The sequence below is a fragment of the Desulfuromonas versatilis genome (genome assembly GCF_019704135.1).
Classification (GTDB): Bacteria; Desulfobacterota; Desulfuromonadia; order Desulfuromonadales; family NIT-T3; genus Desulfuromonas_A; species Desulfuromonas_A versatilis.
Genome location: NZ_AP024355.1, coordinates 2,147,937 through 2,170,686, shown reverse-complemented (window position 1 = coordinate 2,170,686; position 22,750 = coordinate 2,147,937). Strand labels below are relative to the sequence as shown.

Here is a 22,750-nt window from a genome sequence, read left to right as displayed (position 1 = left end):
GGTTAGAGAGTCGTCTTGACCGACTCCATTTCGAAGACCTCGATGATGTCTCCGACCTTGATATCATTGTACCCCTCGAGGCCGATCCCGCACTCGTAGCCGGTGGCCACCTCGCGGACGTCGTCCTTGAAGCGCTTGAGCGAGCTCAGCTTGCCCTCCCAGACCACGACGTTGTCGCGTACCAGGCGCACCTGGGCGCCGCGCAGGATCTTGCCGTCCACCACGTAGCACCCGGCGATGGTGCCGACCTTGGAGACCTGGAAGGTCTCGCGGACTTCGACCCGGCCGAGGTATTTTTCGCGCAGGGTCGGCGCCAGCAGGCCCTCCATGGCATCGCGGACGTCGGCGACGGCGTCGTAGATGATGTTGTACATCCGGATGTCGACCCCTTCGTTCTCGGCCAGGGTGCTGGCCTTGGGCTCGGGGCGGACGTTGAAGCCCAGGACGATGGCATCGGAGGCCGCCGCCAGGGTGACGTCGCTTTCGATGATGCCGCCGACCCCGGTATGGATGACCACCAGGCGGCAGGCGTCGGTGGAGAGCTTGAGCAGGGCGTCCTTGACCGCCTCGACCGAGCCCTGCACGTCGCCCTTGACGATGACCTTGAGCTCCTTGACGTCGCCTTCCTTGATCCGGGCGTAGAGCTGCTCGAGGGAGATCTTGCTGGTCTTGGCCAGTTCGGCCTCGCGCAGCTTCTGCTGGCGATGCTGAGCGACGTCCTTGGCGACCTTCTCGTCCTCGACGGCGTGGAACATCTCGCCGGCGTCGGGCACCCCGCTGAGGCCGGTGACCTCCACGGGCATCGACGGCCCGGCCGCCTCGACCCGGCTGCCGCGGTCATCGGTCATGGTCCGCACCCGGCCGAAATGAACCCCGGAGACGATGGGATCGCCGATCTTGAGAGTCCCTTCCTGGACCAGGACGGTGGCCACGGGGCCGCGCCCCTTGTCGAGGCGGGCCTCGACGATGGTCCCTTTGCCGCGCTTGTCTGGGTCGGCCTTGAGTTCCATGACCTCGGCCTGCAGCAGGATCATCTCCAGCAGCTGGTCGAGATTGGTCTGCTTCTTGGCCGAGACTTCGACGAAGATGGTCTCGCCGCCCCACTCTTCGGGGACCAGCTCGAACTCGGTGAGCTCCTGCTTGACCCGCTCGGGGTTGGCCTCGGGCTTGTCGATCTTGTTGACCGCGATGATGATCGGCACCCCGGCGGCCTTGGAGTGGTTGATCGCCTCCTTGGTCTGGGGCATGACGCCGTCGTCGGCGGCCACCACGAGGATGACGATGTCGGTGACCTTGGCGCCGCGGGCACGCATGGCGGTGAAGGCTTCGTGGCCCGGGGTGTCGAGGAAGGTGATCTTCCGCCCGTCCAGCTCCACGTCATAGGCGCCGATGTGCTGGGTGATCCCCCCGGCCTCGCCGGCGGTGACGTTGGCCGCGCGGATCGCGTCGAGCAGGCTGGTTTTGCCGTGGTCGACGTGGCCCATGATGGTAACCACCGGCGGCCTGGGCTTGAGATCCCCGGTCTTGGCCTCTTCGCCGAGCTTCTCCCCGGCATGGGCCAGCACGGTCTCCTCGTCGAAGGCCACGTTTTCGACCTCGTAGTGGAACTCGGAGGCGAGAATGGCGGCGGTCTCGAAATCCAGGGGATGGTTGATGGTGACCATGGACCCCTGGCGCATCAGTTCGCGGATCAGCTCATTGGCCTTGACGCCCATGCGCTTGGCGAGTTCGCCCACGGTGATCACGTCGCTGATGCGGATGATGCGTTTGATGGCCTTGGAGACGGTCACCTCGGTCTTCTTGGCGACCTTGGCGCCCTTGCGCGGCTTGCGGAACTTGCCGCTGCGGTCGGGCTCGAAGACCTCGCGGTTCTTGCCCTTGCGCGGGGCGTCGGAGCGCTCCTCGGAATAATCGGCGCCCTTGCCTTTCTTTCTCTTCTTGCCGCCGCGGGCTTCCTTGGCGGGAAACACTTCCTCGCCGCCGGGAGCCGGAGCCGCCGCCGGGGCGGGGCGCCGCGGTGCCGGACGGGCGGGGCCGCGCTCGTCGGGCCTGGGGCGGCCGGGTCCTTCGCGCCGGGGGGGTTCGCTGCGCCGCTGGGGCTGGGCAGGGGCAGCCTGGGGCAGCTCCACCCGGCCGAGGATCTTGGCGCGCGAGGCGGTGGCCCGAACCACCGGCTTTTCGGTTTTGGCCGCGGGGGGGGCGGCTTCGACTTTTTCCTTGGGTTTTTCCACCGGCTTTGCGGCGGGCTTTTCGGCGGCAGGGGCCGGAGCCACGGGTTTTTCCTCGACGGGCGCAGCCTCTTTGGCGGCAACGACCGGCTCGGCAGGCTTAGCAGGCTCGGTAGGCTTAGCAGGCTTGACGGCGGGAGCCTCCTCCTGCTTCTGCTCTTCCTCGGCCTGGACCTCGGCAGCGGGAGGCCGCACGACCTCCGGGGCTTTAACCGGCGCGGGCTTCTCCACGGAAGCGGGCTTCTCGGCCTCTTCGGCCTCGGCCTCCATTTCCGCCGTTTCGCTGGCCTCGGCGGCCGGAACCTCCTTACGCCGGCGGCGAATGATCCCGGGGGTGATCCGCTTTTCGACGATCTCCTCCACCGGCGGTGCCGCGGTGGCGGATTCGAATTTCTGGAGGTCTTCTTCCTCGAGAACGCTCATGTGGCTCTTGGCGTCAATGCCTGCTTCGCTCAGTTTCTCGAGCAGTTCCTTGTTCTCCAGCCCAAGTTTCTGCGCCAGTTCGTAAACCCGTGTCTTTCCCATCAATTCTCCCCTGCAATATGCTCAAAGCGTAACAGCTCGTGTCTTATACTCTCGGCAAGTTTCCCCGGTCGCAGGGCGACCACGCTGCGTTCGCCCTTGCCCAGGATCTGCCCGAAAAGGTCCTTGTCGAAGAGGCGCCACACCGGCAGGCCGGCCGCGTTGGCCTTGCTCTTCACCTTGCCGGCCATCGCCTCGGAGATGTCGCAGGCCATCAACACCAGCGCCAGCTTGCCTGCGTGGCCCAATTCCGCCAGCACGGCGCTGCTCCCGGACACGACACCACCGGACTTTCGGGCCATGCCGAGCAGGTTCCACACCCTCTCGCGTACCTGCCCGCCCAGAGCGGCGACCAGTTCATCAGCGGCGGGAACCCTGACCGGTACCTTGAAGGCCCGTTCGAACTGCCGGCGCTTGACCGCATCGCGGATGCATTTGCCGCTCAGGCAGGTATAGGCGCCACGGCCGGGCAGCCGCCCGCGGTAGTCGGCAAGCAGCTCGCCCTGGGGCGACACCACGAACCGGACCAGGGTGTCCTGGTCGAAGCTGCCGCGGCAACCGAGACAGGTTCGCTGAGGATTTCTTCCCGCAGAGGACAACCCGGACTACTCCTGGCCTTCTTCTCCGCTGCCGGCCTCTTCCTCGACCGCTTCACCGCCTTCGGCCCCTTCGACCTCGGCCACGACCAGGTGCTGGGCGAGCTCTTCCTTGGTCATGCTGCTGCGCCCGGCGATGTTGCGCTCCTTGGCCATCTCGTAAAGCTCGTCGCGGGTGTGGCGCTCGGCCAGCTCGACGGCATCACCGGCGGCGCTCTCCTCGGCCGCCTCGGCGGCAGCCTCACCGCGAAGCTCCTCGAGTTCGGCCTCGGCGGCCCGGGTTTCGCTCTTGATATCGATCTTCCAGCCGGTCAGCTTGGCGGCGAGCCTCACGTTCTGACCCTTCTTGCCGATGGCCAGGGAGAGCTGGTCGTCGGGGACGATGATCTCCATGGCCTGCTCGTCGTTGTCCACGTAGACCCGGGTAACCTCGGCGGGGGAAAGGGCCGAGCAGGCAAACCGGGCGATGTCCGGGGTCCAGGGGATGATATCGATCTTCTCCCCGCGCAGCTCGGAGACCACATTCTGCACGCGCGAGCCGCGCATGCCGACGCAGGCACCCACCGGATCGACGTCGGGGTCATGGGAGACCACCGCGATCTTGGCCCGGCTGCCGGGTTCGCGGGCCACGGATTTGATTTCCACGATCCCCTCGGCGATTTCCGGGACCTCGAAGTGGAAAAGCGCGGCGACCACGCCGGGGTGAGTCCGGGAAAGGATGATCTGCGGACCCTTGGGGGCCATCTTGACCTCGGAGACATAGGCGCGAACCCGGTCCCCTTGGCGGTAGTTCTCGCGGGGAACCTGCTCCCGGTGCGGCAGCAGGGCCTCGGCGCGGCCCAGGTCGACGATGAGATCGCCGCGCTCGTAGCGGCGCACGATGCCGTTGACCAGTTCGCCGACCCGATCCTTGAACTCGTTGAATACCCCCTCGCGCTCGGCCTCGCGGACCTTCTGGATGATCACCTGCTTGGCCGTCTGAGCGGCGATCCGGCTGAAATTGCTGGCATCCAACTTCATGCCGAGCGAGTCGCCGATCTCCACCTCGGGGTCGATTTCCTTGGCCTCCTGAAGGTCGATCTCCTTGTAGGAATCAACAACCTCATCGACCACGGTGACAAACTCGAAAACCTCAACCTCGCCACTTTCCTCGTTGTAGTGAGCTTCGAGGTCGCGGGTGTTGCGGTATTTCTTGTTGGCGGCAGAAAGCACCGCCGACTCGAGGGCCTCGACCAGAACAGCCCGGTCGATCCCCTTGTCTTTTACAACCTGGTCGATGATGTGATTCAGATTGACTACCATGCCTGTTACCCCCTATAACCCGTCGCTGCGGATGAGACCGAGCCCAGCCGGGTTCGTGGAATCTTTTTTATCAGTAGAAGCGTACTTCAATATCGCAAATGCAGGGAGGCTGCTGGACGATACTTGAGGCGGCGGTGAATTCGCCTGCCTGGCCCGGTTTTTCGCTTCGACCCGTACAGTTCGACAACCGCCTAGAGATCTATCTCCAGGTTGGCCTTGGCGATGGCCTCAAGGGGCAACTCGACCACGCCCCCCTTCTTGTCCAACTGCTCGATGCGCACCAGCGTCCCCTCGAGCCCGAGAAGCTTGCCGGTGAAAGTTTTGCGCTCGTGGCCGCGCTGGTCGGGATCGAGCTTTTCGTAGGTCTTCACCTTGACCAACCGACCGGCGAAGCGTTCGTAGTCCTGGGGCTTTTTCAGCGGCCGGTCGAGACCGGGGGAGGAGACCTCGAGACGGTAGGCGGTCTCGATGAGATCCTCGACATCCAGCAGGGCGCCGACCTCGCGGCTGACATCCACGCAGTCGTCGAGAGTCACGCCGCCTTCCTTGTCCATGAAAAGCCGCAGAACCCAGTCGCGCCCTTCCCGCTTGTATTCCAGATCCACCAGCTCGAATCCGAGGTCGTCAAGCAGCGCGACGAGCAGCGAGCGAACTTTGTCGTGAGTCGATTCCTGGGCCAATTTCCATCCTCTGCCAACAAAAAAAGTGAGCGGAAAGCTCACTTTTTTCTAGTGAACAACTAAATCAGAAAATCAATACCATGAAGGTAATGGAATTGCAAGCAGAAAACGCAAGTCCTTACTTAACCTTACCCCCCTCCACCAGGAGGTTGCGCAGGAGGCTGTCCATCTCCTGCAGGTCGGCCGCATCGGCCAGGGGATCGGTGTAGTAGAGATAGAACCAGCAGGGGTCGGCGAACCCGACCACCCCGACAAACCGGGTGCTGTGCCCGTGGTGCTGGTAGGCGGCATCCAGCCGGTAGGCGGCCATGGCTCCGTAAACCCGGGTCTTGGCGACATCGGCGCTGGCCTGCGTCACCCCTTCCTCCTGGGAGAGGCTCTCCCCCGCGAAGCGCGCGGAGTTGGCGACCGTCCCCCTGGAGGGGGCGGACTCACCCTTGTCCAGGGGGCTGAAATCCACCTCAAGCACCGCCCTGGTCTGCGGGTTGAAGACAAACAGTTCGTTGGCGGAAAGCCGCTTGCGGGAGAGGTTGAGCAGGTCTTCGCGGGAGACCTGCTTGCCTTTTTCGGCAAGCTCGTGCTCCAGGTGTTCGGCCCGCTCCTCGACCAGGAAATCGGGGACGGTGGATTGCACCACCCAGCGCTCGCTGGGCAGGGCCAACCCCAGTTTCAGGCCGGAGCCGACATCCACGGTGCGGTCCACCCGCGGCGGAGCGGCGGTGCAGCCTACCACCAGGAACAGCGCCAGAACTGCCATTTGCAACCGGGTCAAAGCCATGGTCTTTCTCCTTGAAGGGGGTGGACTCGATGTCGGGAACCCCTGGGGCTCCCCGGATGCGCAGCGGCCGCTGTCTGTTCAGGCCGTACGGGTCAGCACACTGACGCTCTCGACATGATAGGTCTGGGGGAACAGGTCAAAGGCCCTGCTCGAATTCAAACTATACCCGCTATGCAGCAGCGGCGCCAGGTCCCTGGCCAGGGTCTGGGGGTCGCAGGAGATGTAGATGATCTTGCCGGGGCGCGCCCGCCCCAGTTCCCTGCAGATATCGTAGGCCCCGGCCCGGGGCGGGTCGAGGAGCACCAGGTCGAACCCCTCTTGCCACTGCTCGGCCAGGGCGCTTTCGGCCGGGCAGGCCAGGAAGCGGGTGTTGCCCAGACCATTCGCCGAGGCGTTGCGCCGCGCCATGGCGATGGAGGGGGCATAGTCTTCGACACCGACCACCGAGGCGGCATGGCGCGCCAGGGGGAGGGAGAAGTTGCCCATACCGCAGAACAGGTCGAGAACCCGTTCGCTTCCACCGAGTGCGGCTGCGCCGAGCACATGGCCCACCAGCGCCCGATTCTGCGCCAGGTTGACCTGGGCGAACCCTCCCGGGCCGTAGGCCAGCGCCATCGGCTCCCCGGCCAGCGGATGGATGAACAGTTCGCCGCTGCCCCGGACGTGACGCAGGGTGCTCTTGCGCCCGGCCTGGATGAAGAGGCTGATTCCGGCCGCGGCGGCCAGCGGCTCCAGGTGCCCGGCGAGCAGCTCCTGGGCCCCCTCCAGCACGTGCACCTCGGCCCGCAACCGCCCGTCGTCGCCGCAGGCCAGATCGACCTGGGGGACGCGCTCCGGGCAGGGCGAGGCTCCCAGCCATTGGCGGAACAGCGCCAGCGCACGGTTGATCGGGGCCGCCGCGATGGGACAGGAGTCGACATCGATGACGAAATGGCTGCCGCGGCGGTAAAAACCCATCACGAATCCATCCCGGGTCATCCGGCATTTGAACTGGACCCTGCTGCGGTAGGCCCATTCATCGGGGGCTTCGACCAGCGGCAGGATCCGCTCCCGGGACACGCCGCAGCGCCTGGCCAGGGTGTCGGCGAAAATCTCCTGTTTCCAGCGGGCCTGGTCGGCATAGGCAAGATGCTGCCACTGGCACCCCCCGCACTCGCCGAACACCGGGCAGGGGGCGGCCCGCCGGCAGCCGGCCGGCTCGAGCAACTCGACGATCTCCGCTTCGCAATACTGCTTTTTTTCGCGGACCACGCGGCAACGCACCAGGTCGCCCGGGGCGCTCAGGGGAACGAACACGGCCTTGCCCTGGTGGCGCCCCACCCCGCTCCCGCCGTAGGCGAGATTTTCGATGGCTATCGGTTCGATCATCGCCTCCCGGAAAACGGGCCGCGCGCCTTGCGCGCCTCGGACAGTTCGCGGGCCAGCAGCCGCGAGACAAAATCAGGCTTCCCCAGATAGGCGAAGGTGCTCTCGACAAACCCCTGGATCAGCTCCTCGCGGGTCTGCTCGACCGCGGCCCCGGCCACCCCCATCTTTTCCAGGCTGCGGGCGAAGACGATCTCCGGCCCCAGCAGCTTTCTGGCCTGTTCGCAATCCGCGGCGGGGTCGGCGCTGCCGGCGAACAGCCCCTCGCCCAGCGCCAGCCGGCAGATCACCTCGACCCGCACCCGGTGGTAGTCGCCGAAGTAGCGGTTGGAGACATCCCGGAACTCCACCAGCAGTCCGTTGTCGAGCCGTTCGCTTCTGTACGGTTGGTCCATTTCGAGCCCTGTCCTGGTCTTGATAGTTGGTGCTGCGCAGTGTACTAACGGCGTTTCTTGCGTTCGCTCTCGAGCCAGTCGATGCGGCTCCACAGGCCGTGGAGAATCCTCACCTCCCGCTCGTTGAGCCCGGCCCGCCCGAAAATGCGCCGGTAGGTGTGCAGTATGTGCTCGGGGTTCTGCGGATCGAGGTATTCGATATCCAGCAGGGTCTGGCGCATGTGCCGGTACAGCCCCTCGAGCACCTTGCCGCTGGCCAGCCGCTTGCGCCCGCCCCCCTTGCCCGCCAGCTCTCCCCAGCATTTGGCCACCTCGTACAGGCAGAGCGAGACCGCCTGGGCCAGGTTCATGGAAGGGAGCGCTTCGCTGGTGGGGATGGTGATGAAGCGCTGGCAGAGGTCGAGCTCTGCGGTCAGCAGGCCATTGTCCTCACGGCCGAAGACCAGGGCGACCCGCCCCTTTTCGGCCAACGGATGAGCCACCCGGGCGGCCTGGTCGGGATGCAGGAAGTCCTCGCGGTATTTGCCGAAGCGGCGGGTGGTGCCGAGGGCCAGCTGACAGTCGGCCAGGGCCGCGGCCAGGTCGGGGAAGATGCGGGCCCCTTCCAGCAGGGCCGAGGCCTTCACGGCCATGCGCCTGGCCTCGTCGCTCAGGTGGTCGGCGCTGGGGTTGACCAGGCGCAGGTCGGAGAAGCCGAAATTCATCATGGCCCGGCAGACCGAGCCGATATTCAGGGGTCCCTGGGGCTCGACCAGCACCACGGAAATATTGTCGAAATTCATGAATACTCAGAGGGCAAGGGAAACGGGTTCGAAACTATCGGCAAATCAGCCCAGATCCCCCAGGGAGAACTGGACCAGGGCGGCGCCGACGATGGCGGCGGTCTCGGTGCGCAGGATGCGCGAGCCGAGGGAAACGGGGAGAAAACCCAGATGCCCGGCCTGCTCGACTTCGGCCGGGGTAAAGCCCCCCTCAGGCCCCACCAGCAGGGCGATGCGCACCGGCCTTTCCCTGTCCAGGGCTTCGCTCAGGGTCCAGGGAGCATCCCCCTCGTAGAGCATCAGCTTGAGATCCGCCTGCCCCGCCAGGCTGATGGCCTCCTCCCAGCCCAGCATCGGGAAGAGCTCCGGCAGCCGGGCGCGCCGACACTGCCTGGAGGCCCGCAGCACCACCTCGGCCCAGCGGTGGGACTTTTTCTGGCCGCAATCGCGTTCTTCGAGGGAGATCGACCGGCTGCTGCGGTAGGGCACGATGCGCGCCACGCCGACCTCGGTGAGCTTCTGCAGAATCAGCTCGAAACGCTCCTTCTGGGGCAGCGCCTGGTAGACCTCGATGGCCAGCGCGCTTTCCGGAGGGCGGGCGAAGACCTCGAAGGGGACCACGCTCGCCCGGCCCGGCTCCAGGGAGCTCAGCCGCGCCCGGTAGAAGGTCTGCTGCGGGTCGCAGACGGTGAGGATCTCACCGGGACGCGCGCCCCAGGCCTCCAGCGCCCGGATGGCCGAGTCCGGCAGCGGCACCTCGCTTTCGAGCCGCGGAGCCGCAGCGAGCCGCACCAGGCTGGACGCGCCGCCGCCGTTAACGCATTCCGGCGTCAAACCCGGCCTCCCGGTAACGAACGAAGCGCCTGCGGGATTCGGCCAGCAGCTCCTCGTCGTAGGCCTCGGCGAAATCGATGACCAGTTCGAACTGGCGGACGAACTCCAGCGAACAGGGCCGCCCCATGATCAGGGCCCGCGCCCCGTTGGGGTTGCGCTCCCGGGTCCCGATCACCACCGGGTCGTCGAGGCAGTCGACCGCCCCGTTGTCATAGGCGTGGGGGATGAAGGAACCCTTCTGCCAGGTCCACATGAAACGATCCAGGGTCACCCCCTGGTTGTCGTCCAGCACGGTGATCAGCACCCGCTTCCCCTGGCGGAAGAAGGCATCGGCCAGCTCGCAGAGGTGCTTGGCTTTTTCGGGTTTGCGCAGCTTTATGAATTCTACCCTGGTCATGGCAACGATTTTCCCTGCGGAGCAAACAGCCGGACCGGGCGTCGAAACCCGGTCCGCGCAGTGCTCCATGCAACTTTTCGGCAATGGGGAAGCCCCGCAAGGGGCCAGGCTCAGGCCGCGGCCTTGCGCGCCAGCGACGCGCCCAGCTCGATGGCCTTGACGTTCAGCGGGATGAACCGGTGGTTGCGCTCGGGCAGGACTTCGGCCAGGGCCTGCTGCAGGTTCTGCAGGGAGACGGCGCCGCTCTGCTCGGCATAGGCGCCGATGACGATCATGTTGCCGAGCCGGGCATCGCCGATCTCCAGGGCCAGTTCGTTGACCGGGATCTCCAGCAGGGCCAGGTCGTCCCGCCCGCCGCGGGGCACCTCGACCAGCGAGGTGTTGACCACGCAAAAGCCGCCCGGGCGGATCCGCTCGAAATACTTGTCCATGGAGGCCTGGTTGAGGATCAGGCCCGCCCCGGGCCTGCCGACCACCGGCGAGCCGATCTCGTCCGCCGAGATCACCACCGTGCAGGTGGCGGCGCCGCCGCGTTTTTCCACCCCGTAGGCGGGGAAGTAGGAGGCGTTCTTGCCTTCGAGAATGGCCGCCTGGGCGAGCAGGTTGCCGATCAGCAGGACTCCCTGGCCACCGAATCCAGCCATGAACACATCGTGGGTCATAAAGCGCTAACTCCTGGCAGCAGCCCGCCCTCAGGCGGCGGTGATGTCCTTGAAACAACCGAGGGGGAAGTACGGGATCATCTCCGAAGCCACCCGTTCGTTGGCCTTGAGCGGATCCATCCCCCAGTTGGTGGGGCAGGCCGAGAGCACTTCGACGAAGCTCAGGCCAACCCCCTGGGTCTGCAGTTCGAAGGCGCGGCGGATGACCTTGCCCGCCTGGATGATGTTTTTCGGCGAGTTGACCGAGACCCGCACCGAATAGGCGGTCCCCTCCAGGGCGGCGAGAACCTCCGCCATGCGGATCGGGTAGCCGTCCACCGCCACATCCCGGCCGCGGGGCGAGGTGGTGGTCCTCTGCGCGGGGAGCGTGGTGGGCGCCATCTGGCCGCCGGTCATTCCGTAGGTGGTGTTGTTGACGAAAATGACCGTCAGCTTTTCTCCGCGGTTGGCGGCGTGGATGATTTCGCTGGTGCCGATCGCCGCGAGGTCGCCGTCGCCCTGGTAGGTGAAGACGATCTTGTCCTTGTGCACGCGCTTCACCCCGGTCGCCACCGCCGGGGCCCGCCCGTGGGGCGCCTCGACCACGTCGACGTCGAAATAGCCGTAGAGAAACACGCTGCAGCCCACCGAGGCGACCCCGATGGTGCGCTGCTGAACCCCGAGCGAATCCATGGCATCGGCCACCAGGCGATGGATGGTGCCGTGCTGGCAGCCCGGGCAGAAATGGGTCTGCACATCCTTGAGGGAAACCGGCCGGTCGAAAACCTTCTGCAATGGGCGGGTCATGGTCAATCCTTGCAATGTTTGCGGATCTGCTCCAGAAACTCTTCCGGGGTGGGCAGAGAGCCCGCCCCCGGGGGGCGGCCGTAGAAAAACACCTCGGCGTCCCTGGCCACCGAAAGCCGCACGTCCTCAACCATCTGGCCGGCATTCAGCTCGAAGCAGAGCACTTTTTTGGTCGCGGCGGTGGCGTCGAGAAACGCTCCGGCGGGAAAAGGGAACAGGCTGATGGGCCGCAGCAGCCCGACCTTGAGCCCCTCTTCGCGGGCCATACGGATGGCTGTCTTGGCAATCCTGGCGGTGCTGCCGTAGGCGGTTACCAGCAGGTCGGCGCCGCTGGTTCCGGCCGCCTCGAAGCGCACCTCCCGGGCTTTCAGCTGAGCATACCTGGCGTGCAAGCGCCAGTTGTGGGCTTCCAGCTCGCCGTCGCCGAGATAGAGTGACTTGACCACGCGCTGCTCCTGGCGCCCCCCCTTGCCGGTGACCTTCCAGTCCTTGGCCGGCAAATCGGCCGGGGCCGCGTAGGAATGGGGCACCAGGGCCTCCTTCATCTGGCCGATGACCGAATCGGCGAGGATCATCGCCGGCACCCGGTAGCGGTCGGAGAGATCGAAGGCGAGCATGGTCAGGTCGTACATCTCCTGCACTGAATGGGGGGCGAGGACGATGATGTGGTAGCCGCCGTGGCCGCCCCCCTTGACCGCCTGGAAATAATCGGCCTGGGAGGCATCGATGCCGCCGAGCCCGGGGCCGGACCGGCAGATGTTGACGATGACCCCGGGCAGTTCGCTGCCGGCCATGTAGGAGATCCCCTCCTGCTTGAGGGAGATCCCCGGGCTGGAGGAGGAGGTCATGGCCCGGGCGCCGCAGGCGCTGGCGCCGAGCAGCATATTGATGGAGGCGATTTCACTCTCGGCCTGGATGAAATCGCCCCCCACCCCGGGGAGTTCCCGGGAAAGATATTCGGGGATATCGCTCTGGGGCGTGATCGGATATCCGAAATAGTACCGGCAGCCCGCCTCGATGGCACCCATGGCGACGGCCTCGTTCCCTTTGACGAAAAGGCGCTTGGTCAAATCTGCATCCCTCCGGACTTATTGTTGTTCGGGCTTGGTCTCGCGGAACACGCTGATGGCGACATCGGGGCACATCTGGGCGCACAGCGTGCAGGAGGAGCACTTCGCCAGGTCTTTGGCGGTGATATGGGCGGGCAGGAAGCCGTGTTTGTTGATGGTGCTGTTCAGCCGGATGAGCCCCTTGGGGCAGGCGATGGTGCACAGGGCGCACCCCTTGCAGCGGGCCTCGTCGATGACAAGTCTGGGCATGAAAAAAGTCCTTCCGCAGCCTGATTCTGGGCGATTTTCAATGTTTGACAGTAACAAAACAGGGCTCGCGGCGTCAACTCAAATCAGCCGGCCGCGGCTGCTTCGCCCGGCGGGGGAAGCGACGCCGCCCCGAGTTGGGACATGCCGGAAAAGCTGCTAGAATGGATGTGTCACGCAGAAACAGTTGAAAGGGGGGGGGAAATGAAACCTGTGTTGTTACTCGCGCTGCTGGCCGGCACCCTGGCCCTGGCGGGATGCAGCCACGTGATCTCCAGGGAACAGCGGGCTGCGGCAGGCTCGCAGCCGAGCTTCGCGGAGTTGCGGCAAAACCCTGCCAGCCACCAGGGGCGGACCCTGCTGCTGGGCGGTTTGATCCTGGCAAACCGCGCCGACGACGGGGCCGGAACCCTTGAACTGCTGCGCTTCAGCCTCGACCCCTGGGGCGAGCCGGTGGCCGTCGACGAGACCGGCAGCCGCTTCCTGGTGCGCAGCGCAGGCCCCTTCGACCCGGCCCGGTTCGAGCCGGGACGGCTGCTGACCCTGACCGCGACGCTCGACGGCGAGGAGCTTTACCAGGGGGGCTACGTCGATTACCGCTACCCGGTGTTCTCCCCGGGAGAGATCTACCTCTGGGAGACCCCCTTTCGCCTTGGGGTGAAGCCCCACGCCAACCTCTACGCCCCCTATTACCAGGCCCCCGAGCCCGAGGAGCGCGGCAACCGCTACGCGCCGGCCTACGCCCCCTACCCCTACACGCCCACCTGGATCCGCCCCGCCGGGGCACGCTGAAGGACTGGATGCCGGAAATACGAAAAGCGGGCTGCGCAGCCCGCTTTTCGCTTTTTTTACCATCTGTCCGGGTCGGCTCGACTCAGGGCTTTTCGCCGCGAATCAGCCGGGCCATCAGCCGGTGCCCCTGGTCGAGTTTGACGCCCGCGGCCCGGGCGGAGCGCTCGCAGTAGCCGCCGCCCTCCCCCTGGTGAGGGAATTCGCCGCCGGAGCCGTACAGGATGTAGGGGACCGGGTCGCTGGTGTGGGTCATGCGCGCCAGGGGCGTGGGGTGGTCGGGCAGCACCAGCAGCCGATAGTCGCCCAGGGCGCCGATCCCGTCGAGGATGGTGCCGACCACCTTCTGGTCGAAATCCTCGATGGCCCTGATCTTGTCCTGCAGGTTGCCGGCGTGGGCCGCCTCGTCGGGGGCCTCGACGTGCAGGTAGACGAAGTCCCTGCTCTTCAGCGCCTCCAGGGCATATTCGGCCTTGCCGACGTAATTGGTGTCGATGTAGCCGGTGGCCCCGGGGACCTCGATCACATCCAGGCCGGCGTAGGTGCCGATCCCCTTGATCAGGTCGACGGCGGAGATGACCGCGCCGCTGATGCCGAAGCGCTGCTGCAGGGTCTCCATGCGCGGCGGCCGGCCGTGGCCCCAGAGCCAGATCGAATTGGCGGTGGGCTTGTCCTGCTGCTCGCGCTGCAGGTTCACCGGGTGGCGATGCAGCAGCAGCTGGGCGCTGTTCATCAGCTGGATCAGCCGCTCGGCGCCCTCCCCGCGGGGCATGTGCCCCTCGACGCTCTGCCCGGTCAGGTCGTGGGGCGGGGTGAATTCGAGCTTGTCCTTGCCGCCGCGCCAGACCATCAGGTGCCGGTAGGAAACCCCGGGATAGAAATGGAACTCCTCGTCGCCCAGCTCCTGCTGCAGGGTGGCGATGATCTGGCGGGCCTCGGCGGTGCTGATGTGCCCGGCGGAGAAGTCGCCCATGTAGAGCTTGCCGTAATGGGCCACCAAATAGACCAGGTTGAGGCGAAACGCCACGTCCTCCGGCCCCAACTCCACCCCCATGCTGGCTGCCTCGAGGGGCGAGCGGCCGCTGTAGCAGAGTGCGGGGTCGTAGCCGAAGACCGAGAGATTGGCCACATCGCTGCCGGGATGAAAACCAGGCGGGATGGTTTCGACCATGCCGATTTCTCCCTGGTCGGCCAACTGGTCCATGCGCGGGGTCCGGGCAAATTCGAGAGGGGTCTTCCCCTTGAGTTCTTCGATGGGCTCATCGGCCATGCCGTCGCCCAGCAATACCAGGTATTTCATTGTCTCCTCTTCAATTCCATGGTTCCGCAGCGCCGGCAGCCTCGTTCGGGGACGCCCGTTCTGCGTTATCCCCGGGGATGGTGACGTCCGTGGATCTGTTTGAGCCGCTCCCGGGTGACGTGGGTATAGATCTGCGTGGTGGAGATGTCGGCGTGGCCCAGCATGGCCTGCACCGAACGCAGGTCCGCCCCGTTTTCCAGCAGATGGGTGGCGAAGGAATGGCGCAGGGTGTGAGGGGTGATGTTCTTCCGAATATGCGCCTGCAGGGCGCGGCGCTTTATAATCTTCCAGAACCCCTGCCGTGTCAACCCTTTACCCGCCCGGTTCAGGAAAATGAACTGGCTGCCTGCACCCTTCTCCAGCGGTGGCCGGCCGTAGCGCAGGTATTCCCGCAGTTGTTCCAGGGCCGCCTCGCCCAGGGGGACGATGCGCTGCTTGCTGCGCTTGCCGAAGGCGAACAGGTAGCCCACATCCAACTGCAGGTCCTGGAGCCGCAGCCCGACCAGCTCCGACACGCGCAGCCCGGTGGCGTAGAGAATCTCCAGCATGGCGCGGTCGCGCAACTCGAGGGGGGAGTCTCCCGCCGGTGCCGCGAGCAGCTTCTCGACCTCGGCGGGGCTCAGGGTGCCGGGCAGGGCGTTGAGGGTTTTGGGAGCGGCCACCTTCGCCGCCGGGTTGGTGGGGCACAGCCGCTCCGCCAGCAGAAACTTGTGAAAGGTCCGCAGGGCGACCAGGGCGCGGGCCCGGCTGCGTGGGGAAAGCCCCGCCTGTTTCAGCTGGGCAAGGAACTGCAGTACGGTGGTCGGGCCGATCTCCTCCGCCCGACCGATCCCCCGGGCCTCGAGAAAGTCAAGGTAGCGGCCGAGGTCCCGGCCGTAGGCGTCCAGGGTGTTGCGCGAGAGCCCTTTCTCGACGGTCAAATAGCTCAGAAAAAGGTCGAGGTTGTTCTGCATAAACCCATGTCTCAGCCAGCGTTTTCCTCATCCGAAATGGCCGCGAGCAGTTGCGAGCGAATCTCCTCCATCCGCTCCTGCTTGAGGATCTTCTGGCCGAAAATATCCTGCACGTAAAAGGTGTCGGCAGCCTGATCGACCTTGGTGGAAATCTTCGAGACGCCGATGTACAGTCCGAGTTCCTTGAAGGTCTGGCAGATGCTGTAGAGCAGGCCCACCTTGTCGTGGGCATAGATGTCGATGACCGTGTACTCTTCGGAGACCTCGTTGTCCAGCTCCACCCGGTTGGGGAAGCGGGGCTTGGGACGCTCGACCAGAAAGCTGGGCCGATGGCGCTTGGCGACCAGGTCTTCGACCTGCACCCGCCCTTCGATGACTGCCGTGAGATCCTCTTCGACCCGCTTCCACTTGGCGGCCTTGTCGAGAATCTCGCCGGTCGAACCGGTGACCTGCAGCACGTCCAGGGCCACGCCGTTGCTCAGGGTGTTGATCTGGGCACCGAGCACGTTGATGCCGTTGGCCGCCATCACCCCGGCGATCTTGGCGAACAGCCCGGGGACGTCGAGGGTGGTGATGGTGACCTGGGTGTATTTGCCTTCCGGCTCGTGTTCGATCCGGGTGGCCAGGGTGCGGTCCTGGCGGCTGAACACCAGCCGCAGGTGATCGGCGATGGTGGCCGAGCGATAGCTCAGCAGGTAGCGGGTGCTCATCGCCTTGACCTGTTCCTTGACCGGGCGCAGGCCGAACTCCTCCTCGAGCAGTTCCACCACCTTGCGCTTGCGGTTGCGGACCTTTTCCGAGCGCTGTTCGAGTTGGAAATTGCCCCGCTCCAGCACCTGGTAGGCCTTCTCGTACAGCTCCTGGAGCAGGAACCCCTTCCACTCGGTCCAGACATCGGGGCCCACCGCCTTGATGTCGGCAAAGGTGAGCAGGTAGAGCATCTTGAGATTTTCGCTCATCCCCATGGTGCGGGCGAACTGGATGATCAGCTTTTCGTCGTGCAGGTCGCGGCGCTGGGCGATATGGGCCATCACCAGGTGGTTGCGGACCAGAAACTCCAGGCGCTGGCTGTCCTCGCGGTTGAGCCCGAGGCGCCGGGCGATGGTCGGGATCAGGTCGGCCCCCTTGTTGGAGTGGTCCTTCCCCTCCCCTTTGCCGATGTCGTGGAACAGCACCGCGAGCAGCAGCAGGGCCCGCTTTTCGATATCGTTGGCCACCTGGGTCAGCAGCGGCTTCTTCTCCCGGTACTCGCCGCGCCAGAGCTTGGCGATCTCCTCCACGGCGAACAGCGAGTGGGTGTCCACCGTATAGATGTGGTAGGCGTCGTGCTGGACCTTGCAGTAGATGCGGCCGAACTCGGGGATGAAGCGGTTGAGCACCTGCAGGTGGTGCATTTCGCGCAGGGCCTGGGCCATCCCCTTGGGGGTGCGCAGGATCTCCAGAAAGCCCTCGGTCATCAGCCGCGAGCGGCGTACCTTGTCGTTGATCAGGTGCAGGCTCTCCCGGATCATCCCCTTCACCGAGACCGCAAGCGCCACCTCGTGGCGCTGGGCGAGCACGAAAGCCCGCATGATCCGCTCCGGGTCGGTGACGAAGAGGTCCTTGCGGCTGGCCCGAAGCTCACCGCGCAGGATGTAGAAGCCCTCCTCCACGGTGCGCCGGGTCAGGTAGCCGAGCACCCGGAAGGTCGGTTCGTCCTGCTGCGTCGCCTTGCTGACCATGCTGGCGGCGACATGCTCGATCTTCAGCGCCTGGGAGTAGAAATCCTGCATGAACTGTTCGACGGCCAGGGCCTTGCGGTTGTCCTTGAAGCCGAGGAAGCGGGCGATCTTCTCCTGCATGTCAAAGTAGATCTGGTCGTTTTTGCGCGGCGAGAGAAAATGCAGCTCGTTGCGGATGCGCCAGAGATAGTCGAGGGCGTCTTCGTAATCCTTGGCCTCCTCCTCGGTCATCACCCCCTTGATCACCAGGTCGCGCAGCTTGCGGGCCTTGAATTTGACCTGGCATACCCAGAGCCCGGTGTGCAGGTCGCGCAGCCCCCCCTCGCCCTCCTTGATGTTGGGCTCGAGAAGGTAGACCGAGGAGCCGTACTTGCGCAGGCGCCGCTGGTTCTCCTCGAGCTTTTCGCGGATGAAGCCCTGGCTGTTCTTGCCGATGACCGGACCCAGCACCGCCTTCTCATAGGCCTGGTAAAGGGTCTCGTCGCCGACCAGCAGCCTGGAATCGAGCAGCGCCGTGCGGGCGGTTATGTCCCGCTCGGCCATCTCCAGGCAGTCGCGGTCGGTGCGCACGCTGTAGCCGACCTCGAGCCCGAGGTCCCAGAGCAGGTAGAGCATGCGTTCGGAGATCAGTTCGGCGAAGGACTTGTCCTTGCCGGGGTAGTAGAACATCAGGTCGATGTCCGAATAGGGGTTGAGCTCGCCGCGACCGTAGCCGCCCAGGGCGATCAGGGCGCAGGCGCCCTGCCCCTCGGGGGGGATGTCGGCGGAGACGCTGCGGTAGAGGTTGCGGATCAGGGTGTCGCTCAGCGAGGTGAGACTGCCGACGATCTGCCGGCCCGAGGCGCCCTTGCGGTGCTTTTCGCGGATCGCCTCGCGGTGGTGCTGGAGATAGGCTCGCCCCCCCTCGAGCAGCAGCCGGCGCCGCTCCTCGTAGGGCATGGCGGGGTCGGTCAGCAGTTCACGGGAGAAAAAGGGTTCTGTATGTCTCTTGTCGTCAAGGTTCATTGGGAGGCAATCATCTTGAGAGCGGTGGCGTAATTGCGGACGCCCGTGACGATGGCGTCGCTGGTATTCTCGTGGTACTTGCTGTCGGTCAGCCGGGACTCCTCCCGGTGGTTGCTGATGAAGGCGGTCTCCACCAGGACCGAGGGCATGGTGGCGCCGAGCAGGACATAGAAGGGGCCCTGGCGCACCCCGAGGTCCCTGACGTGGGAATAGTGCCGGGAGAGGCGGTCGACCAGGGACTTCTGGATTTCGGCGGCCAGCCGGCTCGACTCGTTGATCTTGGCGTTGGCCATCAGGTCGAAGAGGATCAGCTCGAGATCCCCGACCTCCTTGAGGGAGGTGCCGTTCTCGCGGGCGGCCACCGCGGCGGCCTTGTCGTTCTTGGAAAAGTTCAGGTAATAGGTCTCCACCCCGTAGGCGTCGCGGTTGCGGGCGGCGTTGGCGTGAATCGAGATGAACAGGTCCGCCCCGACCTTGTTGGCGATGGCCGTGCGCTCCTCCAGGGGCAGAAAGACATCGCGGTTGCGGGTCAGGATCACCTCGCAGCCGAATTCGCTTTCCAGCTTGCGCGCCAGGGACCGGGCCATGGCCAGGGTGACGTCTTTTTCCAGCACCCCCGAGGGCCCCACGGCCCCGGGGTCTTTGCCGCCGTGCCCGGCATCGACCACGATGCGCCGCAGCTGCTGATGGCCTCCTTCGGTGGACGGGATGGCCACCTTGGGGGGTTTTGAGTCGGGGGCTTTGTCGAGAATCCCGGCAATGCCGTCGCCGGCTCCCGGGGGAAGGGAGCGCAGTTCGGGCTCCTTGGCGCTCAGGGTGGTGCCGCGCTCGCCGGCCACGTCGATCACCAGCCGATAGGGATCGGCCAGCGGGAATACCTTGTAGTCGCTGATGCTGAACAGGTCGAGCACGATCCGCACCGTCCCCTGGTCCGGCCGTCCCGCCCGGATCTGGCGCAGCAGCCCGTCATCGACCGAGGTCATGTCCTGGATGGCGCTGCTCGAAGCGACCCCCTGGAGATCGACGTAGATCCGCGGGGGGGTGCCGTTTTTCGGGTCGCCCGGCAGAAAGTTGGCCGTATAGTCGGCGGAACCGCTCATTTCCACCACCACCCGGGTGTAGCCGGGATTGGACCAGAAACGCAGCCCATTGAGGCTGACCTGGCCTGCGCTCCCGGGTTGCGCCTTGGCCTTGGCGGGGGCCGGGGCCGCGGGCGGGGGCGAAGCTGGCCTGGCAGGAGCGTGGCCGGCCAGGCGCTCGCGGTTCTTTTTGGCCAGCGACGCCATGTCGCCGCCGGAAAACTGCTCGGCCGCCCTCTGGTAGCGCAGATAGGCCTGAACGGGATCCTGCAGTGCGGACTCGAGAAGCTCGCCAGCCAGCAGCAGCGCGTCATCGGCGAGGGAATCGCGGGGATACTCATCGGCGACCCGGTCGTAGGTCTCCACCGCCCGAAGGGCGTCGCCCCTGCTGCGCGAGATCTCGTAGAGCCCCTGGCAGGCCTTGCCCGCCAGGTAAAGAGCATCCGGGGCCCGCCGGTGGCCGGGATGGCTGCGGGCCACGGCCAGAAACCCGTCGATCACCTGCACCCAGTTCTCCCGGTAGAGTTTTTTACGCGCCGAGTCCTGCAGGCTGCTGTAGCTGCCCCGGGCCTTCTGATAGTCGGTTTCGGCCTGGTCGGCCAGCACGGCGCCGGGGAAAACCAGCCCCAGCATTAAAAGCAATGTCAGGCATCGAAAAAACCGCATGGGTCACACCAATTTCTTCAGCTGGTCCAAAAGGTTCAAGGCTTCCAGAGGAGTCAGGACGCTCACGTCCACTTCATCGAGGCGCTGCCGCAGCAGGTCGGGACTGCTGTCGAACAGAGACATCTGGGGGGCCACCTTGGCTCGGCCGCCCTGCTTGCCCCGGGCCAGGCGCGGCTGCCCCTGGGTTTCGTACTCGCCGGACTCGAGGTTCTTGAGCACTTCGCGGGCCCGCTCGATCACCGCCTTGGGCAGCCCGGCGAGCCGCGCCACCTGGATCCCGTAAGAATGGCTCGCGCCCCCCTTGACGATCTTGCGCAGGAAGATGATCTGCTCGTTCCATTCCTTGACGGCGATGTTGTAGTTCTTGACCCGCTCCCGGGTCACCGCCAGATCGGTCAGTTCGTGATAATGGGTGGCGAACAGCGTCTTGGCGGCCACCTGCGGATTGTCGTGCAAATATTCGGCCACCGACCAGGCGATGCTGATGCCGTCAAAGGTCGAGGTCCCCCTGCCGATCTCATCGAGAACGATCAGGCTGCGCGGGGTGGCATGGTTGAGGATGTTGGCCGCCTCGGTCATTTCGACCATGAAGGTGGACTGCCCCCGCGCCAGGTTGTCGCTGGCCCCCACCCGGGTGAAGATCCGGTCGACGATCCCGATGCGCGCCGAGCGGGCGGGCACCAGGCTCCCCATCTGGGCCATGAGCACGACCAGGGCCACCTGTCGCATGAAGGTCGACTTGCCCGCCATGTTGGGGCCGGTGATGATCAGCAGCTGATTTTCCCGGGTGTCCATCACCAGGTCGTTGGGCACGAAACGCTCGGACAGGCTCATGGCCTCGATGACCGGGTGGCGCCCCTCCTCGATAACCAGGTCGCCGCTCTCGTCCATCTGCGGGGCGACGTAGTTGCGTTCGTGAGCGATCTCGGCCAGCGCCAGCAGCACATCGAGGCTGGCCAGCCGATCGGCGCTCTCCTGGATGCGCCCGCCCTGCAGGGCGACCTGCTGGCGCAGCTGCTGAAACAGGTCGTACTCGATCTGCACGATGCGGTCTTCGGCACCGAGAACCTTCTCCTCGTATTCCTTCAGCGAGGGGGTGATGAAGCGCTCGGCGTTGGCCAGGGTCTGCTTGCGCTGGTAATCCTCCGGCACCCTGGTCAGTTGGGTTTTGGTCACCTCGATATAGTAACCGAAAACCTTGTTGAAGCGCACCTTGAGGCTGCCGATCCCGGTCCGTTCGCGTTCCTGGCTCTCCAGCCGGGCGATAAACCCCTTGCCTTCCCGGCTGATCGAGCGCAGCTCGTCCAACTCCGCATCGTAGCCGTCGCGTATCAGCCCGCCTTCGCGCAGCACGAAGGGGGGATCGTCGACAATGGCCCGGGAGACCGCCTCGCAGACATCCTCCAGGGGGTCCACGTCCGCCTGCAGTTCGCCCAGCAGCGGGCTCGCCAGGGAGCCCAGCAGCTCGAGCACCCCCGGCAGGCGCTCCAGGGAGCTGCGCAGGGCCACCAGGTCCTTGGCGTTGGCGGTGGCCATGGAGATCTTGGCGTTGAGCCGCTCCAGGTCGTAGACCCCGTCGAGAGCCCGGCGCAGATCCTCGCGGATCAGGCTTTTTTCCACCAGTTCGGCCACCGCCTGGTGACGGCTGCGAATCCGCTCGACGTCCAGCAGCGGGGCGTTGATCCATTTGCGCAGCTTGCGCCCGCCCATGGCGGTCACGGTCCGGTCGAGCACGCCGAGCAGCGAGCCGCGCCTGCCCCCCTGCAGGGCCGCGGTCAGCTCCAGATTGCGCCGCGTGGCCTCGTCCAGGACCATGAAGTCCTGGGCGTGGTAGGTGCTCAGGGCGCGGATGTGGGTTACCGTCCCCTTTTGGGTCTCCTCCAGGTAGTGCAGCACGGCCCCGGCGGCGCGGATGGCGCCGGGCAGATGGGCGCAGCCGAACCCCTCGAGGGAGGAGCAGCCAAAGAAACCGAGCAGCTGCCCCTCGGCCCGGTCGAGCTCGAACACCCAATCGGGGAGGGGGTTGACCATGCGCCCCGCCAGGTGGTGGCCGAGCCATTTTTCCAGAGCCCTGCCGCCGTCGTCGCCGGGCAGCAGAACCTCCCGCGGGTTGAATGCGGTCAGCTCGCTGGCCAACCCCTCGCGGTCGGCGGTTTCCGTGACCCGGAATTCGCCGGTGGTGATATCCAGCACGGCGATGCCCCAGCGCCCCTCGCCGGGGCACAGCGCCATGAGGTAGTTGTTCTCCTTGGGCTGCAGGGTGTCGGTGTCCACCACCAGCCCCGGCGTGACCACCCGCACCACCTCGCGCTTGACAATCCCCTTGGCGGCCCGGGGGTCCTCCACCTGTTCGCAGATGGCCACCTTGTAGCCGTTTTCCACCAGCTTGGCGATATAGGGCTGGGAGCTGTGGAAGGGGATGCCGCACAGGGGGATCTCTTCGCTGGCCCCCTTGTTCCGGCAGGTCAGGGTGATATCGAGGACGCGCGAGGCGGTGACCGCGTCGTCCAGGAACATCTCGTAGAAGTCGCCGAGGCGGAAAAACAGGATGGCGTCGCTGTACTGGGACTTGATCTCCAGGTACTGGCGCATCATCGGGGTCATGCTGGTCATGC

Annotated in this window: 20 protein-coding genes; 1 reads left to right on the top strand and 19 read right to left on the bottom strand. The window is 65.6% G+C overall.

Annotated features, from left to right (window positions below; all coding sequences use genetic code 11):
• Positions 1–2 precede the first annotated feature (2 nt).
• From infB to DESUT3_RS09605, 14 genes are all read right to left on the bottom strand, one after another.
• Entirely contained in the window at positions 3–2,753 is a 2,751-nt protein-coding gene (gene infB / locus DESUT3_RS09670) for a translation initiation factor IF-2 (RefSeq protein ID WP_221252275.1), read from the bottom strand.
• Positions 2,753–3,349, bottom strand: coding sequence for a DUF448 domain-containing protein (locus DESUT3_RS09665; protein WP_221252274.1), 597 nt, complete (start codon positions 3,347–3,349; stop codon positions 2,753–2,755). The genes infB and DESUT3_RS09665 overlap by 1 nt, the downstream gene beginning before the upstream one ends.
• Before the next feature lie 6 nt (positions 3,350–3,355).
• A complete protein-coding gene (gene nusA, locus DESUT3_RS09660; RefSeq protein WP_221252273.1) occupies positions 3,356–4,648 on the bottom strand; it encodes a transcription termination factor NusA in 1,293 nt (430 codons plus the stop codon).
• Positions 4,649–4,839: 191 nt separating this feature from the next.
• Entirely contained in the window at positions 4,840–5,328 is a 489-nt protein-coding gene (locus DESUT3_RS09655; protein WP_221252272.1) for an LSm family protein, read from the bottom strand.
• A gap of 118 nt (positions 5,329–5,446) precedes the next feature.
• Positions 5,447–6,106, bottom strand: a complete 660-nt coding sequence (locus DESUT3_RS09650) for a hypothetical protein (protein WP_221252271.1) — start codon at positions 6,104–6,106, stop codon at positions 5,447–5,449.
• A gap of 78 nt (positions 6,107–6,184) precedes the next feature.
• A complete protein-coding gene (rlmD, locus tag DESUT3_RS09645) occupies positions 6,185–7,474 on the bottom strand; it encodes a 23S rRNA (uracil(1939)-C(5))-methyltransferase RlmD (RefSeq protein WP_221252270.1) in 1,290 nt (429 codons plus the stop codon).
• The gene (locus tag DESUT3_RS09640) at positions 7,471–7,866 is read right to left on the bottom strand and encodes a hypothetical protein (protein WP_221252269.1); all 396 of its coding nucleotides are present in this window, start codon (positions 7,864–7,866) and stop codon (positions 7,471–7,473) included. The genes rlmD and DESUT3_RS09640 overlap by 4 nt, the downstream gene beginning before the upstream one ends.
• A 44-nt stretch (positions 7,867–7,910) precedes the next feature.
• Positions 7,911–8,648, bottom strand: a complete 738-nt coding sequence (locus DESUT3_RS09635; protein WP_221252268.1) for an RNA methyltransferase — start codon at positions 8,646–8,648, stop codon at positions 7,911–7,913.
• Positions 8,649–8,693: 45 nt separating this feature from the next.
• A complete protein-coding gene (locus DESUT3_RS09630) occupies positions 8,694–9,461 on the bottom strand; it encodes an RsmE family RNA methyltransferase (protein WP_221252267.1) in 768 nt (255 codons plus the stop codon).
• Positions 9,442–9,858 carry a DNA polymerase III subunit chi gene (locus tag DESUT3_RS09625; protein WP_221252266.1) on the bottom strand — a complete coding sequence of 139 codons (417 nt, stop codon included), beginning with the start codon at positions 9,856–9,858 and terminating at the stop codon, positions 9,442–9,444. Before DESUT3_RS09625 ends, DESUT3_RS09630 begins: the two co-directional genes overlap by 20 nt.
• Positions 9,859–9,968: 110 nt before the next feature.
• Positions 9,969–10,520, bottom strand: coding sequence for a 2-oxoacid:acceptor oxidoreductase family protein (locus tag DESUT3_RS09620; RefSeq protein ID WP_221252265.1), 552 nt, complete (start codon positions 10,518–10,520; stop codon positions 9,969–9,971).
• A gap of 30 nt (positions 10,521–10,550) precedes the next feature.
• The gene (locus tag DESUT3_RS09615; protein WP_221252515.1) at positions 10,551–11,294 is read right to left on the bottom strand and encodes a thiamine pyrophosphate-dependent enzyme; all 744 of its coding nucleotides are present in this window, start codon (positions 11,292–11,294) and stop codon (positions 10,551–10,553) included.
• 14 nt (positions 11,295–11,308) lie between these two features.
• Complete coding sequence (locus DESUT3_RS09610; protein ID WP_221252264.1) at positions 11,309–12,376, bottom strand: 3-methyl-2-oxobutanoate dehydrogenase subunit VorB; 1,068 nt, start codon at positions 12,374–12,376, stop codon at positions 11,309–11,311.
• Between the two features lie 18 nt (positions 12,377–12,394).
• The gene (locus DESUT3_RS09605; protein WP_221252263.1) at positions 12,395–12,625 is read right to left on the bottom strand and encodes a 4Fe-4S dicluster domain-containing protein; all 231 of its coding nucleotides are present in this window, start codon (positions 12,623–12,625) and stop codon (positions 12,395–12,397) included.
• Between the two features lie 201 nt (positions 12,626–12,826).
• On the opposite strand from DESUT3_RS09605, the gene DESUT3_RS09600 reads away from it, so the two are divergent.
• Positions 12,827–13,414, top strand: coding sequence for a Slp family lipoprotein (locus DESUT3_RS09600; RefSeq protein WP_221252262.1), 588 nt, complete (start codon positions 12,827–12,829; stop codon positions 13,412–13,414).
• Positions 13,415–13,496: 82 nt separating this feature from the next.
• On the opposite strand, the gene DESUT3_RS09595 is transcribed toward DESUT3_RS09600, so the two are convergent.
• The 5 genes from DESUT3_RS09595 to mutS all read right to left on the bottom strand — a co-directional run bounded on the left by DESUT3_RS09595 (position 13,497) and on the right by mutS (position 22,748).
• Positions 13,497–14,711: a cofactor-independent phosphoglycerate mutase gene (locus tag DESUT3_RS09595; RefSeq protein ID WP_221252261.1), complete on the bottom strand. Its 1,215-nt coding sequence runs from the start codon at positions 14,709–14,711 to the stop codon at positions 13,497–13,499.
• A 65-nt stretch (positions 14,712–14,776) separates the two neighbouring features.
• Positions 14,777–15,664, bottom strand: a complete 888-nt coding sequence (xerD, locus tag DESUT3_RS09590; RefSeq protein WP_221252260.1) for a site-specific tyrosine recombinase XerD — start codon at positions 15,662–15,664, stop codon at positions 14,777–14,779.
• Between the two features lie 11 nt (positions 15,665–15,675).
• The gene (gene glnD / locus DESUT3_RS09585) at positions 15,676–18,390 is read right to left on the bottom strand and encodes a [protein-PII] uridylyltransferase (RefSeq protein WP_221252259.1); all 2,715 of its coding nucleotides are present in this window, start codon (positions 18,388–18,390) and stop codon (positions 15,676–15,678) included.
• Positions 18,387–20,102, bottom strand: a complete 1,716-nt coding sequence (locus tag DESUT3_RS09580) for an N-acetylmuramoyl-L-alanine amidase (RefSeq protein ID WP_221252258.1) — start codon at positions 20,100–20,102, stop codon at positions 18,387–18,389. Before DESUT3_RS09580 ends, glnD begins: the two co-directional genes overlap by 4 nt.
• 36 nt (positions 20,103–20,138) lie before the next feature.
• Entirely contained in the window at positions 20,139–22,748 is a 2,610-nt protein-coding gene (gene mutS / locus DESUT3_RS09575; RefSeq protein ID WP_221252257.1) for a DNA mismatch repair protein MutS, read from the bottom strand.
• Positions 22,749–22,750: the final 2 nt, after the last annotated feature.

Excerpts from the sequence above, each read along its gene's own strand:
- DESUT3_RS09620 (WP_221252265.1), bottom strand. The coding sequence starts at position 10,520 with ATGACCCACGATGTGTTCATGGCTGGATTCGGTGGCCAGGGAGTCCTG.
- DESUT3_RS09650 (WP_221252271.1), bottom strand. The coding sequence starts at position 6,106 with ATGGCTTTGACCCGGTTGCAAATGGCAGTTCTGGCGCTGTTCCTGGTG.
- DESUT3_RS09605 (WP_221252263.1), bottom strand. The coding sequence starts at position 12,625 with ATGCCCAGACTTGTCATCGACGAGGCCCGCTGCAAGGGGTGCGCCCTG.
- infB (WP_221252275.1), bottom strand. The coding sequence starts at position 2,753 with ATGGGAAAGACACGGGTTTACGAACTGGCGCAGAAACTTGGGCTGGAG.
- mutS (WP_221252257.1), bottom strand. The coding sequence starts at position 22,748 with ATGACCAGCATGACCCCGATGATGCGCCAGTACCTGGAGATCAAGTCC.
- xerD (WP_221252260.1), bottom strand. The coding sequence starts at position 15,664 with ATGCAGAACAACCTCGACCTTTTTCTGAGCTATTTGACCGTCGAGAAA.
- glnD (WP_221252259.1), bottom strand. The coding sequence starts at position 18,390 with ATGAACCTTGACGACAAGAGACATACAGAACCCTTTTTCTCCCGTGAA.
- DESUT3_RS09580 (WP_221252258.1), bottom strand. The coding sequence starts at position 20,102 with ATGCTGGGGCTGGTTTTCCCCGGCGCCGTGCTGGCCGACCAGGCCGAA.
- DESUT3_RS09635 (WP_221252268.1), bottom strand. The coding sequence starts at position 8,648 with ATGAATTTCGACAATATTTCCGTGGTGCTGGTCGAGCCCCAGGGACCC.
- DESUT3_RS09600 (WP_221252262.1), top strand. The coding sequence starts at position 12,827 with ATGAAACCTGTGTTGTTACTCGCGCTGCTGGCCGGCACCCTGGCCCTG.
- DESUT3_RS09640 (WP_221252269.1), bottom strand. The coding sequence starts at position 7,866 with ATGGACCAACCGTACAGAAGCGAACGGCTCGACAACGGACTGCTGGTG.
- DESUT3_RS09595 (WP_221252261.1), bottom strand. The coding sequence starts at position 14,711 with ATGAAATACCTGGTATTGCTGGGCGACGGCATGGCCGATGAGCCCATC.
- DESUT3_RS09625 (WP_221252266.1), bottom strand. The coding sequence starts at position 9,858 with ATGACCAGGGTAGAATTCATAAAGCTGCGCAAACCCGAAAAAGCCAAG.
- nusA (WP_221252273.1), bottom strand. The coding sequence starts at position 4,648 with ATGGTAGTCAATCTGAATCACATCATCGACCAGGTTGTAAAAGACAAG.
- rlmD (WP_221252270.1), bottom strand. The coding sequence starts at position 7,474 with ATGATCGAACCGATAGCCATCGAAAATCTCGCCTACGGCGGGAGCGGG.